Origin of the sequence: Streptomyces sp. NRRL B-1347, from assembly GCF_000720325.1 — a bacterium.
Classification (GTDB): domain Bacteria; phylum Actinomycetota; class Actinomycetes; order Streptomycetales; family Streptomycetaceae; genus Streptomyces.
Map to the genome: position 1 here is coordinate 14,000 of NZ_JOJM01000086.1, position 13,152 is coordinate 27,151.

The 13,152-nt window shown below is 72.0% G+C and carries 11 protein-coding genes and 1 pseudogene; 6 read left to right on the forward strand and 6 right to left on the reverse strand.

Annotated elements, in window-relative coordinates; all coding sequences use genetic code 11:
• Position 1 precedes the first annotated feature (1 nt).
• Positions 2 to 742, reverse strand: a complete 741-nt coding sequence (locus tag IG74_RS0139930; RefSeq protein ID WP_016641312.1) for a response regulator transcription factor — start codon at positions 740 to 742, stop codon at positions 2 to 4.
• 66 nt (positions 743 to 808) lie between these two features.
• Entirely contained in the window at positions 809 to 1,537 is a 729-nt protein-coding gene (locus IG74_RS0139935) for a spermidine synthase (RefSeq protein ID WP_030687633.1), read from the reverse strand.
• Positions 1,538 to 2,283: 746 nt separating this feature from the next.
• On the opposite strand from IG74_RS0139935, the gene IG74_RS46710 reads away from it, so the two are divergent.
• From IG74_RS46710 to IG74_RS0139950, 3 genes are all read left to right on the forward strand, one after another.
• Positions 2,284 to 3,030, forward strand: a complete 747-nt coding sequence (locus tag IG74_RS46710) for a rhomboid-like protein (RefSeq protein ID WP_420710026.1) — start codon at positions 2,284 to 2,286, stop codon at positions 3,028 to 3,030.
• 619 nt (positions 3,031 to 3,649) lie between these two features.
• Positions 3,650 to 4,000, forward strand: a complete 351-nt coding sequence (locus IG74_RS0139945; protein WP_051856373.1) for a PadR family transcriptional regulator — start codon at positions 3,650 to 3,652, stop codon at positions 3,998 to 4,000.
• A 41-nt stretch (positions 4,001 to 4,041) separates the two neighbouring features.
• Positions 4,042 to 4,737 (forward strand): hypothetical protein, encoded by a 696-nt coding sequence (locus IG74_RS0139950; RefSeq protein WP_030687639.1) that lies wholly within the window; start codon positions 4,042 to 4,044, stop codon positions 4,735 to 4,737.
• Positions 4,738 to 4,821: 84 nt separating this feature from the next.
• Here the strand turns inward: IG74_RS0139950 and IG74_RS0139955 are convergent, their stop codons facing one another.
• Entirely contained in the window at positions 4,822 to 5,523 is a 702-nt protein-coding gene (locus IG74_RS0139955) for a GNAT family N-acetyltransferase (RefSeq protein WP_051856376.1), read from the reverse strand.
• Positions 5,524 to 5,735: 212 nt separating this feature from the next.
• Between IG74_RS0139955 and lon the strand changes: the two genes are divergently transcribed.
• Positions 5,736 to 8,153 (forward strand): endopeptidase La, encoded by a 2,418-nt coding sequence (gene lon / locus IG74_RS0139960; protein WP_030687644.1) that lies wholly within the window; start codon positions 5,736 to 5,738, stop codon positions 8,151 to 8,153.
• Between the two features lie 83 nt (positions 8,154 to 8,236).
• Here the strand turns inward: lon and IG74_RS0139965 are convergent, their stop codons facing one another.
• Positions 8,237 to 9,076 carry a lysozyme gene (locus IG74_RS0139965; protein WP_030687647.1) on the reverse strand — a complete coding sequence of 280 codons (840 nt, stop codon included), beginning with the start codon at positions 9,074 to 9,076 and terminating at the stop codon, positions 8,237 to 8,239.
• 301 nt (positions 9,077 to 9,377) lie between these two features.
• Between IG74_RS0139965 and IG74_RS0139970 the strand changes: the two genes are divergently transcribed.
• Complete coding sequence (locus IG74_RS0139970) at positions 9,378 to 9,872, forward strand: MarR family winged helix-turn-helix transcriptional regulator (protein WP_051856379.1); 495 nt, start codon at positions 9,378 to 9,380, stop codon at positions 9,870 to 9,872.
• A gap of 39 nt (positions 9,873 to 9,911) precedes the next feature.
• Here the strand turns inward: IG74_RS0139970 and IG74_RS52475 are convergent, their stop codons facing one another.
• Together IG74_RS52475 and IG74_RS0139980 are read right to left on the reverse strand one after the other, a co-directional pair.
• Positions 9,912 to 11,267 carry a hypothetical protein gene (locus tag IG74_RS52475; protein ID WP_030687652.1) on the reverse strand — a complete coding sequence of 452 codons (1,356 nt, stop codon included), beginning with the start codon at positions 11,265 to 11,267 and terminating at the stop codon, positions 9,912 to 9,914.
• Between the two features lie 235 nt (positions 11,268 to 11,502).
• Entirely contained in the window at positions 11,503 to 12,348 is an 846-nt protein-coding gene (locus IG74_RS0139980) for a protein phosphatase 2C domain-containing protein (protein ID WP_030687653.1), read from the reverse strand.
• A 364-nt stretch (positions 12,349 to 12,712) separates the two neighbouring features.
• Between IG74_RS0139980 and IG74_RS53790 the strand changes: the two are divergent.
• Positions 12,713 to 13,152: pseudogene (locus tag IG74_RS53790) on the forward strand (hypothetical protein); the annotation flags it as partial.

A 13,152-nucleotide genomic window follows, 5' to 3' on the forward strand; every position in this document is an offset into this window, starting at 1 on the left:
GTCATGGCGTCGGTGTCTCCAGGGCGTACCCGACCCCGTGGACCGTACGGATGCGCTCCGCGCCGATCTTGCGCCGCAGCGCCTTGATGTGGCTGTCGACCGTGCGGGTACCGGAGGCGTCCGCCCAGTCCCACACCTCGGCGAGCAGCTGCTCGCGCGAGAGCACCGCGCGCGGGGTGTTCGCCAGACACACCAGGAGGTCGAATTCCGTGGGTGTCAGGTGCACGTCCTCGCTCCGCACCCGCACCCGCCGCTGCGCGTGGTCGATCTCCAGCTCGCCGAGGCGGAGGATGCCGCTGCGCGGCGTCGTCGCGGCGAGCGCGGCCCGCTCCACGCGGCGCAGCAGCACGTGCACGCGTGCGGCCAGTTCGCGCATCGAGAACGGTTTGGTCATGTAGTCGTCCGCGCCGACGCCGAGCCCGACGAGCATGTCCGTCTCGTCGTCCCGCGCCGTCAGCATCAGCACCGGTACGGGGCGCTGGGCCTGCACGCGGCGGCAGACCTCCAGGCCGTCGAATCCCGGCAGCATGATGTCGAGGATCAGCAGATCGGGCTGCCAGGCCTGGGCGGTGTCCACCGCGGCAGGGCCGTCCGCCGCCGTTTGCACGACGAAACCCTCGGCGCGCAGACGGGCAGCGATGGCGTCCACGATCGTCGGGTCGTCCTCGACCACGAGCACCCGGCGCTGTGCCCCTGGCATAGCCGCCGTGGCGCTGTTGTGGGAGGTGTGTGTCTGCTCCATCGCCCCGCCCCTGACGTGATCGCTTGGTGTCCGGTCAGCAGAGTACGGGGCGCGGAGGCACCTCGGCTACGCAGCCCTTGTCGCGAGATGGACCACGTCCGGTACGCCCCGGGCAACGGCGATCTCTTCCGTACGTACGTGCTGGAATCCGGCATTCCGCAAAGCGGAGTCGAAAGCGGATGACGGCTGCGCGGACCACACCGCGAGGACGCCGCCGGGGTTGAGGCGGGCCCGGCAGGCGGCGAGACCGGTGGGGGAGTAGAGGCTCTCGTTGTCCTGTGTGACGGTCCAGTCGGGGCCGTTGTCGATGTCCAGGCAGAGCGCGTCGTAGGTGGCCGGAGGCGCACCGGAGTGGGAGATTCCTGCTTCGTTGACGCTTGCGAATGCGCCCCTGACATATGCGACCAGATCGGTGTGCAGGATCTCCGTGCGCGGGTCGGCGAGCGCCTGCTCCGAGAACTCCCCGAGCGGCCCGCCCCGGTGCCAGTCGATGACGGCCCGCTCCCGCTCCACCACGGTGATGCGGCCCCAGCGGGGGTCGGCGGCCGCGTGGGCGAGCGAGAAGCCGACCCCCAGGCCGCCGATGAGAACGCTGGGGCGCGGCCGTCCGTCCAGTGCCTCGTACGCGGCGTCGACCAGGAGGCGCTCGGAGCGGCCGTCCGAGGTGTCCATGAGGAACATGCCATTGGCAATGATCTGGAGCAGGTCGCCGTGGCGGCGCAGCACGACCTCGCCGTAGGGGCCGTCGCGCCTGTCGAGCACCACGGGGGGATCGGGCCGGAACGGAGTGCGCATCCCCTCATCCTGCTGCCCTTCTCCCTGTGATTCCAGGGATTTGAGTGGCCCCCGGAGGGTCCCGTCGGCCCCGCGCGCGGGACGTCGGGGAATGGTCGGGGGTTGCTGTGAGTTCCTGTGAATCGCGTCGCACGTGGCGTCGGTCATAGACAGCTGGGGAACGATCGGTGAAGCGTGAACGTGATCGATTCGTGATGTAGTGAACGTGATCGATTCGTGATGCAGTCGCGTAGGAAGTTCCTAGTGAAGTTCCGTGACGGAGGGAGCGCCTCAGCGTGAACCGGACCATTTCAGGCGTACGCGCCTCTGTGGGTACTGGCGAGGGCACTTCTGCGGGTTCCGGCGGGGAAGCCGACACGGCCTCCGGCCGGGGCGCGGGTGCGGCTTCCGGCCTGGCTGCCGATGGGGCTTCCGGCCGGGGTGAGCCCGGGGTGAGCGGCGGCGGGGACGTGCTGGACGGGATATCCCGCGAGGGCGTGCTGGACGCGATGCCGCGGCAGCGGCTGGTGGTGGCGGCCGGGGGGCTCTCGGGGGCCGTGGGTGGCCTTGCCGCGGGGGGCCTTCAGGGGGCGGCTTCGGATTCCGGATTGAGTTCGGGGTCCGGTTCGGCTTCGGGGCGGGGGCCGGGGCCGGCTTCGGGATCCGGTTCGGCTTCAGGGGCGGCTTTGGGCCCAGCTGTGCGCCCGGCTTTGGGCTCAGGTCCGAGTACCGGTCCAGGCGCCGGTCCGGATTCGGATGAGGTCGCCTTGGCCGCGGCGGTCGGACTCGCCGTGGCCGGGGGCGGTCAGGTTTCCGCTTCCGTCCCGTCCTCCGCCCTGCCCGCCGGGCCTGTTCCCGCCGGTGCCGCCGCGTGGGCCGGGCTCCGTCGGCTGCGGCCCTGGCGGCTCCTCCCGAGCCCGACCGGGACGCCCTTCACCTTCGGCTACGCGGTCGTCCTCCTCGTCACCTCGCTGGTCGCCGAGCACGCCGACCCGTCGGTGATCTCCTCGATGCACCAGGGTTCGAGCACGGATGTCGCCCACCTCGCGGACCGGCCGGTGTTCGTCCTCGTCGCCAGCGCGCTGTGGATCGCGGGCGGCATCACATCGCCGTACGCCATCGGCTTCCTGTTCGTCCTCACCGCGCTCGAACGGCGCGTGGGCGCGCTGCGCGCCGCGGGCGTCTTCGTGCTCGGACACGTCGTCGCGACGCTGGCCACGGAAATTCCGGTGGGGCTTTCTGTCCTGGTCGGCCACCTGCCCGGCACGTCCCTGCATCGGCTCGACTACGGCATCAGCTTCGGCGTCGCCGCGAGCGTCGGCGCGCTGGCGGGCGTCCTCGCGCCGTGGCTGCGCTGGGCGGTCCTGGCGGGCTTCGGCTGGATGCTCGTCGAGGACCTCATCGCCTTCACCGACCCGATGACGAACTGGGGCCATCTGCTCGCCCTCACTGTGGGCGTCGCGACGTGGCCGCTGCTGCGGGGCGGGCAGGGACGGCGGGTCGGGGCGGCTTAGGCGTTGGGCGGGGCTGGGCATGGGCCCGGCGTCGGGCCGGGCCGGGCTCGGCGTCGCGGTCTGGGCTCGGCGTGGGTCCGGGCTGGGCGCCGTGGTCTGGGCTCGGCGTCGGGCCGGGCTCGGCTCTGCGGGCTGGGCTCGACGGCGTGGTCTGGGCTCGATGTCGCTGCGGGCCTGGCGGAGGCGTAGGCGCTGACGTCGGCCGTGGCTGGCGCACGGGCTTTCGCTCCGACTCGGCCCTCGGCCTTGGCACCGACTCTGCCTTCGGCCTTGGTGCCGACCCTGCCCGCGGCCTTGGCGCCGACCCTGCCTTCGGCTGCGGCGCCGGCCTCGGTCTTGTGCTCGGCGCGTCCTCCGGCCTCGGCGCGGCCCTGATCTGAGCGAGAGCTCTGGCAGCGCGGCCGGCACCGGCTCCCATCAGCTCGCGCCGGGCGGGGTCGGGCCGTGCCGGGCCGGGGCGGGTTGGGTCGGGCCGGGTTGGGGCAGGCGGGGTCGGGCCGCGCCGCGTCACACGGAGCCGCGCCGCGTCGCCGAGCCCCGACGGATCCGAGAACGCACCAGAAATCCGTCGCCGCGAGACTCTTGCGCCGCAAGGCAATGCTCGACTATCTTGTACCGCATGACAAAGGAGCTGTCCGCGTCGCACGACCAGCGCCGTAGCCAGCTGCTGCGCGGGGTGCTCGACCTGTGTCTGCTCGCGCTCATCGCGGAACGGCCTCGGTATGGCTATGAGTTCGTGGAAGCCCTGACCGAGAGCGGCCTCGACCTGGTGAGCGAGGGGAGCATCTATCCCTTGCTCGCACGCATGCAGCGGGCGGGCCTGGTCGACTCCTACCGCGCCCCGTCCGCCGCGGGCGGGGCACCGCGCAAGTACTACCGCCTGACCGAGGCGGGCGCGGCCGAGCTGGCGAGCGGCCGCACCACCTGGACCGCCTTCACGGGCGCGGTCTCCAGCACCTTGGGGACCTGACCAGGACGCATGACACGGCACCAACCGGGGGGACACGGCACATGACGTACGAGACGACCAACGCGACGGCGATCGGCGAGGCGGGGACGGGGGCAGAAGCGCCCCCGCCGGACGGTCGCACATCGGACCACGACCCGCTGGACAAGGCCGCGCGCGACACCGGGCTCAACACCGGGCTCACCCGCGAGCGCGTCCTCGCCGTCTGCCGGAGCAACTGGGAGTACCGCGGGATCGACGACGCCTCCATGCGCGAGATGCTCGACGAGCTCTCCGGCCACCTGGAGGAGGCCGCCGCCGCGGGCCGCACCCCACAGGACGTGGTCGGGGCCGACGTGAAGGCGTTCGCCGCCGCCTGGGCCCGGGCGCGCACGCCCCTGCCGCTGCGCGTCCTGCGCATGGCGGCGCTGATCCCCTTCGTCGTCGGCTCCCTGCTGCTGCTCACCCACCTCCTCGACCGGTCCCTGACCCTGGCGATAGAAGCGCCCCGCATCGCCTTCTACGTGGCGCTGGCAGTAGGTGCCGTCACCTGGGGAATGCGGCGAGGGAACCTCGGCTTCAGACGCTGGATGCTCCTCGGCGTGGCCGCGCTGCCCGTGGCGGAGCTCACCGGCTGGCTCATAGGTGACGACCCGCTCTTCCACTTGCCGCTGTGGGGCACGCTGCTGTTCCTCGTGCCCGGCCTGCCGTACGCCGTCAAGGACTTCCGCGCGAGAAGCGGCGAGCCCTCGAAGAAGTGAGGGGGCGGCCGGTAACGCCCCGGCTCATAGGCAGCCGCCCCTCCACCGTGCCGGGCAACCCCGGCCATCGGCGACCGTCGCGGCTCAGGACTCGTCCCGACCCCTGCGGCGGGCACTGGTCAGAAGAGCCACCACCCGCCAGCCGAGCGACTCGTACAAGGCGCGCCCCTCCACGGTCCCCGCCAGGACGCCGACCTCGCAGCCCTGCTCGACCGCGGCAGTCTGAAGCGTGCGCATGACCAAGCTGCCCAGGCCGCGGCGACGGTGCTCCGTCGAGGTCTCGATCTGATCGGCGACCGCGGTGCGGCCCGTCGGCGCCAACTGGCCGCGCGCCGCCCACGAGCCATCGGCAGCGGTCACCATCGTCCGCACCACACCGCCCCGCATCCACGTACGCAGCCGATACCCCTCCGGCGCCACCAACTGCTGCGGGGGCGCCGGAGTCAGGGCCACCGTCATCAAGTAGCCCTCCTCCGGATCGACCCACCACTCCGGACCGAGCCACGGCGAGACCCGCGACGGCTCGGCGAAGACCTTCAGCCAGACGTCCGCACCCGACACGGACGCCGCGACCTTGCGCACGTCGGCCTCCAGGGCACCCCCATGGGTCGAGCCGAAGACATGCCGGGACGGATGCCTGGCCTGGCCGACGTCGATCGTGTAACCCCACGGCTCCACCGCCGGCGGAGCCGCTCCACGCGAGACGACCCAGCCGTCGACCCAGGCACGCACCACCTCGTCCGCTCCCGCGGCCCCGATGGCCTCCCTGGCCCCCGTCGCTTCCATCCGAACGCCTCCCCACGTCGAACGGCCATGTAATGGCCGAGCGTTAGATGTAGCCATAACCAGTAATAGATGAACTGGCTCGACGAACATTACTGAGCCGCATTTCCGTGGCGGCAGGGGTGATCGCTCACAGCGAACAATCCCGTGGGAACAATCAGGGACTCACAAGCATTGAGTCGGTATAGCTCAACTTGAATGCCGAAGGGGAGATCATGGCTGCTGAGTCCACGGCTTACACATCGCTCGCTCTGCCCGTGCTGCCGCTCGATGACGAGGTCGTGCTGCCCGGCATGGTGGTGCCGTTCGACCTGTCCGACGCCGACGTACGAGCCGCGGTGGAGGCCGCTCAGGCCGCCGCGAGGTCCAGTGGGAGTAGCAGCAAGCCGAAGGTGCTGCTTGTTCCGCGCATCGACGGGACGTATGTGGGCACCGGTGTGCTCGGCACCGTCGAGCAGGTGGGCCGCCTCTCGGACGGCGACCCGGGTGCGCTGATCCGCGGCCGTGGCCGGGTGCGCATCGGCGCGGGCACCACCGGCCCCGGTGCCGCCCTGTGGGTGGAGGGCACCCAGGTCGAGGAGACCGTGCCGGACCCGCTGCCGGGGGCCACGGCCGAGCTGGTCACGGAGTACAAGGCACTGGCCACCAGCTGGCTGAAGAAGCGCGGGGCCTGGCAGGTCGTCGATCGCGTGCAGCAGATCGACGACGTATCGGCGCTCGCGGACAACTCCGGTTACTCGCCGTTCCTCACCACCGAGCAGAAGATCAAGCTCCTGGAGACCGAGGATCCGACGGTCCGGCTGAAGCTCGCCACCGAGCAGCTGCGCGAGCACCTGGCGGAGCAGGACGTCGCCGAGTCGATCGCCAAGGACGTCCAGGAGGGCGTGGACAAACAGCAGCGCGAGTTCCTGCTGCGGCGGCAGCTGGAGGCGGTGCGCAAGGAGCTGCGCGAGCTGAACGGCCAGGAGGGCGAGGAGGAGTCCGACGACTACCGCGCCCGGGTGGAGGCCGCCGACCTGCCGGAGAACGTGCGGGAAGCGGCCCTGAAGGAGGTCGAGAAGCTGGAGCGCACGAGCGACCAGTCTCCCGAGGGCTCCTGGATTCGCACCTGGCTGGACACGGTCCTGGAGCTGCCGTGGACCGAGCGGACCGAGGACGCGTACGACATCAAGGGCGCGCAGGAGGTCCTCGACGCCGAGCACGCGGGCCTGGAGGACGTGAAGGAGCGCATCACCGAGTACCTGGCGGTGCGCAAGCGGCGCGCGGACCGGGGCATGGGCGTGGTCGGCGGCCGCCGCGGCGGCGCGGTGCTCGCGCTCGTCGGGCCGCCCGGCGTCGGCAAGACCTCGCTCGGCGAGTCGGTGGCGCACGCCATGGGGCGCAAGTTCGTGCGGGTCGCGCTCGGCGGCGTGCGGGACGAGGCGGAGATCCGCGGCCACCGGCGTACCTACGTGGGCGCCCTGCCGGGCCGGATCGTACGGGCCATCAAGGAAGCCGGTTCGATGAACCCGGTGGTGCTCCTCGACGAGATCGACAAGGTGGGCTCGGACTTCCGGGGCGACCCGGCGGCCGCGCTCCTCGAAGTGCTCGACCCGGCGCAGAACCACACGTTCCGTGACCACTACCTGGAAGTGGAGCTGGACCTGAGCGACGTGGTCTTCCTGGCCACGGCCAATGTCCTGGAAGCCATCCCCGAGGCGCTGCTCGACCGCATGGAGCTGGTCCGGCTCGACGGCTACACCGAGGACGAGAAGGTCGTCATCGGCCGGGACCACCTGGTGCCCCGCCAGCTCGACCGGGCCGGGCTCGGCGAGGGCGAGGTGACGGTCGACGAGAGCGCGCTGCGCAAGCTCGCCGGTGAGTACACGCGCGAGGCGGGCGTGCGCAATCTGGAGCGTTCCATCGCACGGCTGCTCCGCAAGGTCGCGGCGCAGCACGAGCTGGGCGAGCGGGAGCTGCCGTTCACGGTCGGCGCGGGCGAGCTGCGCGATCTGATCGGGCGGCCGCACCACGTCCCGGAGTCGGCACAGGACCCGGCCGAGCGGCGCACCGCGGTGCCCGGCGTGGCCACGGGGCTCGCGGTCACCGGGGCGGGCGGCGACGTGCTGTTCGTCGAGGCCTCGCTCGCCGACCCGGAGACGGGCGCGGCAGGCCTGACGCTCACCGGACAGCTGGGTGACGTGATGAAGGAGTCCGCGCAGATCGCGCTGTCCTTCCTGCGCTCCCACGGCGCGGAGCTGGAGCTGCCCGTCGGCGATCTGAAGGACCGGGGCGCGCACATCCACTTCCCGGCTGGCGCGGTGCCCAAGGACGGGCCGAGCGCGGGCATCACGATGACGACGGCGCTCGCCTCGCTGCTCAGCGGCCGCCAGGTGCGCACGGACGTGGCGATGACCGGTGAGGTGTCGCTGACCGGCCGAGTGCTGCCGATCGGTGGCGTCAAGCAGAAGCTGCTCGCCGCGCACCGCGCCGGGATCACCACGGTGGTCATCCCGAAGCGGAACGAACCGGACCTGGACGACGTCCCCGCCGAGGTCCTGGAGAAGCTCGACGTCCACGCGGTGACGGACGTCAGGCAGGTGCTCGAACTGGCGCTCGCGCCGGCCGAGGTGAAGGTTCCCGCCGCGGCGTGACGGGCGCGGCGGGGCGGTGAAGGTCCGGGGCTGTGAGGGCCCCGGACCTTGCCGCACTCACGGGTCCTGCCAAGTCGGCCCGGTCAGCCGTTGGCCAGGGCCTGGACGCGGTCGTAGGCGCCGTTGAACTTGTTGTGGTCGCCGACGATCGGGCCGGACGACGTGTACTGCCACATGGTGTGGAAGCCCCAGCCGGCGGGGAGTTCGCCGGGGCTGGTGTTGTAGCGGGCGATCCACAGCGGGTGGGCGGAGGCGAAGCCGCCGTAGTTGCCCGTGCACTGCTTCCACCAGGTGGTGGCCGTGTAGATCACCGCGTCGCGGCCGGTGCGCGCCCGGTAGGTGTTCAGGAAGTCCTGGATCCAACCGACCATCGCGCTCTGGGACTTGCCGAAGCAGGCCGCGCCGTAGGGGTTCCACTCGATGTCGAGGGCGCCCGGCAGCGTCCTGCCGTCGCGGGACCAGCCGCCGCCGTTGTCGACGAAGTAGTTGGCCTGGGCGGCGCCGCTGGAGGTGTCGGGGGTGGCGAAGTGGTAGGCGCCGCGGATCATGCCGACGTTGTACGAGCCGTTGTACTGCTGCGCGAAGTACGGATTGCGGTAGGAGGTGGACTCCGTCGCCTTCACGTAGGCCCATCTGACGCCGCTGTTCCACAGGGCCGACCAGTTGACGTTGCCCTGGTGGCTGCTGACGTCGACGCCCTCCGTCTGCGCGGCGTCGCCGCCGCTCGGCTTGCCGCCCTGGCCGTCGTGTTCGATGACGCCCTGGCCCATGCGGGCGCTGCCGCGCGGCGGGATGTCGTCACCGTCGGCGGACTGCGCGGCGCCGGGCAGGGCGACGAGGAGCGCGAGGGCGGACAGGACGGCGAGGAGAACGCCCGCGGCGGAGTGTCCGCGGCGGGTCGTACGGGGTCTGTGCACGGGCATGGCGTGCCTCCGAAAGGCCTCGTGGAGCCCGTACGGCACGGGCGTGGCCGAAGGTGTGGCACGTCGCCCGGTACGGCATGCGGACTCGGTGGGGGGACCTGTCGACATGTCACGGCGGTCCGTGTCACCGGACTGACTGGTGTGAACATGTCACTAAAGAAGCTACGCACGTAGACAACGGGAGGGAAGGGGCTCTCGTGGCCGCCGTTGGTCTACGCCTGCGAAATACTGGGCGAGCTGCGGCGATGGCCGCGGCGGGCGAAAACTTTCAGGCTCGGGAAAGTGCGGCAGGGGTGCTGACATGCGTGAGGACACGCACCACGGCGGGGGTTCCGGTGTGGACGGGGTGGGAGCGAGCGGTGGTGTGGACCACGAGTTCCTCGCCCTCGAGCGGGAGCTGACGCTGCTGCTCCGCCGGGCCCGGGCCTCGTCCGGCGAGATGGCCCGCCAGGTCCACCCGGATCTCGAACCGGCCGCGTACGGGCTGCTCGCCTTCCTGGACGAGTCCGGGCCGCGGCGCGCCACGGACCTGGCCGCCTTCATCGGCGTCGGCAAGGCGACCATGAGCCGTCAGCTGCGGGCGCTCGAGCAGCTGGGCCTGGTCACGCGGGAGCCGGACCCGGCGGACGGCAGGGCCTGGCTCGTGCGGCTCACGGACGAAGGCCGCGAGCGGTTCCGGACCGTGCGCCGCGGGCGCCGCGAGCGGTACGTGCGCCAGCTCGCGGGATGGGACCGGGCCGAGGTGGCGGAACTGGCCCGGCTGCTCCGCCAGCTCAACACGCGGGCCGAGCTCTAGGCACCCGGCCCCGGGCGGCCGCCCGGGGCCGGGTGTCGGTCAGTGCGTGCCGAACACCACCGCCAGCGGCTGCGGCGTCCGGTACACCGTGGACGGCTCCGTCACGTGGTCGGCGCCCAGGTACAGGCGCTCGCCCGCGTAGAGCAGGCGGCGGTCCGACTCGAACCTCGACTCCATCTCGTAGCTGTCGGACGGGTTCTGCAGCAGCTTCGTCGACTTGAGCGTGGCCGGGTCGACGCGCCAGACCGCGCCGCCCTCCTCGCCGACGATGCTCGCCTCCTGGTACGCGATGACCTTGCCGCCCCCGTCGAGGCCGATCGGCACCAGGCGGCCCGCGTCGGAGCCGGGCGCGCGGCGCAGCCGCTTGCCGGTCCCGAGGTCGAAGGACACCAGGTCGTTCCGGGCCGCCGACGACTTGCTCGCGGGGTCCCGGGTGGCGAGGTAGAGCGCGTTGCGCTCCTTGCTGACGGCGAGCTGCGCACAGCCGGTGACCTCGGTGGCCGGGCACTCGGCCTCGTACGTGCCGTGCTTGCCGCCGTCGGCGGGGATCGTGCTGAGCGCCTTGCCGCGCGCGGCGCTGTCGTCGACGGTGATGAACCGGGAGATGCCGCTGCCGCCCTTCGCTTCGCCGTCGTCGGCGGCCAGGACCAGCGGGTCGACCGACACCACATGGACGTACTCGGTGCCCCGCGGCAGCGCGAACGTCGACTTCACTGCCCGGGTGCCGGGGTCGACCGTCTCCACCTTGGGCTTGGGGTGGTCGGTGTCGCCGCAGTCGCGCACCGCGATCAGCTTGGTCGCGTCGCCCGCGTAGCCGACGGCGTCACACGGCTCGTCGGACGGCTTCCACAGCGGCGTGCCGTCGAGCTTCCAGCCCGCGCTGCCGCCGGTGCCCGCCGCGGCGACCGTGCCGCCGCCGATGGTCACTTCGTCGAACATCTCGCTGGTGCCGCTCGTGTTGATCCCCTGTTTGCGCCACAGCAATTTCCCCCGCTCGATGTCGACGACGCCGACCTCCGTGCAGACCGACGGGTCGTTCTTGTCGTTCTGGAAGACGACCGCGACTTTTCCGTCCTTCGTGGGCGTCGGTGACGACCAGCAGATCTCGCCGGTCAGCGGCACCTCCCAGGAGGCCTTTCCGCCCGCCAGCGGATAGCCGGATATCTTCTTGAGCCCGGCCTTCACGAAATGCCGGTCGGTCGTCCACATGCCCATGGCCCCGGCCATCTCGCCGACCTTCGGCTGGGCCACCTCGGCGAGCACCTCCGCCTCGGCCGCGGCCGACTCCGCGCCGCCGCCCTTCCCGCCGTCGCCGTCGTCATCGCCGCCGCAGCCGCTGAGCACCAGCGCGGCCGCGAGCACAGAACCCGCGATGACCGCCAAGCGCTGGGACATTCAATTCTCCTTCGTGCGCGGGCACATGACCGGACGTGGTCATGCGTTCCCCTCGCTCGCAGATCCTTCCGTGCCGGCGAACCGAATTTCAACAGGCAATTCCTGTTCGCTAGTTCAGTTCAAATGTTCCCGAGATGAATTCATCGGGCCCGGCGGGAAAGGGAATTGAATGCGGGAGATTTCTTGCCGCGGGCGGGCGCGCCGAAACGCGGGCCACGGCTCCACGCCGCCCCGGCTACAGCTCCGCGTACACCACGGCCGCGTCGTCGTGCCGCTTGCCGCGCGGGAACGCCGCACCGTCCGGGTCCGCCGTCTCCAACTCGCGTACGCGCTCCACGAGTCCCCGCGGTCCGTCCTTGCGCAGGAGCGCGAAGCAGTCGGCCCAGCCGCCCTCGCGGAACGTCTCGACCCAGCGCCCGACCCCGTCGGTGAGCGCGGCGACGGCGGTGACGGCGGAGCGGGGGAGTTCGCCGGTGACCGCGCGGGCGGCGACCGAGGGGTCGGCGGCGGCGGTGAAGAAGCCGCCCTCGGCGTTGCGCAGCGCCTCGACGGCTGCCGCGTACTCACGGCCGAGCGCCCGCCGTTCGGCGGAGCCGCGCGGCAGCGCCCGTACGGCGGCGCCCAGCTCGCGCACGGCGGCGGGCAGCTCGTCCAGGCGGGGGTCGAGGATGGCGTCCACCGCGCCGCCGGGCCCCGCGACGAGCAGCGCCGAGTCGGACAGCACGAGGTACGAGACGCGCTCCGCGTCCCACCGCGCGAGGACCACCGTCGCCTGCGGCGTACGCGGGTGAGAAAGGTCACAGGTGTCACGGTGGGTGTCCGCGGTGCGGGAGATCGCCGCCGCGAGAATCTCAGGGAGCGTCAGATCCGGGCGTGAAACGGACAGTTCGCCCAGTGCGCCGCCGAGCCGCGCCGTGAACCAGGGGACGGAATGCAGACAGCCGACGTCCTCGGCCGGGGGCGTCACGCCGTCGAGCAGGACCAGTGATCCCCCCTGTCCGGACGCGGGCAGCGCGACCGAGGCGTAGTCCTCGTTGGGGCGGTCGGGGTCGCCGGGCTCGGTGGCCAGTTCGATGCGCATCGGGTCAGTCTGCCCGAGGCCCGCCGTGGCCCGGCCGGAGGGCGCGCGGTGGCCCGGAGCGGCCTCGCGGCGGCGGTCAGGGCGTCGGAAATCGGCCGGAATCGACAGCTCCGAAGGGTGTGGCGGCGCATCCTGCCAAAGCCGCTCACGGACGTCCAACCGGCGCACCGCGCGCGGCCCGCACGACACGCAGCGTGACTTGCTCGCCAACTCCCAGTCGATGTTCACTCCTTCAGGTGGCCAGGCCAACGATGCGAGACTGCCGTGCACCGGCACTGGAATCGTCTGGCAAGGTCAGGGTCCGTGCCGGGAGCGCCCACGTTGACGGATCGTCACCCGGGCCCTAGGGCAGACGAAAACAGGAATGCGAGCTCCGGTGCAAGAGATGCGGCCGCGGCGCGAAGGCAGCCAGCAGGCCCCGGGAAGGGCCAGACCGGGCGCGACCCCTCCCTCCGGCCGGGACACCGCTGCCGCGGGGCGCGAAGGGCGCGCGGAGACCTCCGCCGACGCCGCACACGAACACGAGAGATCCCGGGCGACCCCGGATCCGTCCGCGATCCCGGACCCGTCCGCGACGCCGGATCCGCCCGCGACGCCCGTTCCGTCCGCGACCTCCGTTCCGTCCGCGGCCCCCGATCCGTCCGCGCGCGCGGACGCCGCGGAGCGCTCCACCGCCACCACCCCGGCGGACACCGCCCCGCAGACCGCGGCCCAGCCGACGCTCCCGCAGACCGCGGCAGCCCAGCCCTCCACCCCGCAGACCGCAGCAGCAGCCCCAGCCGCAACCGCTCAGCAGGTCACCCC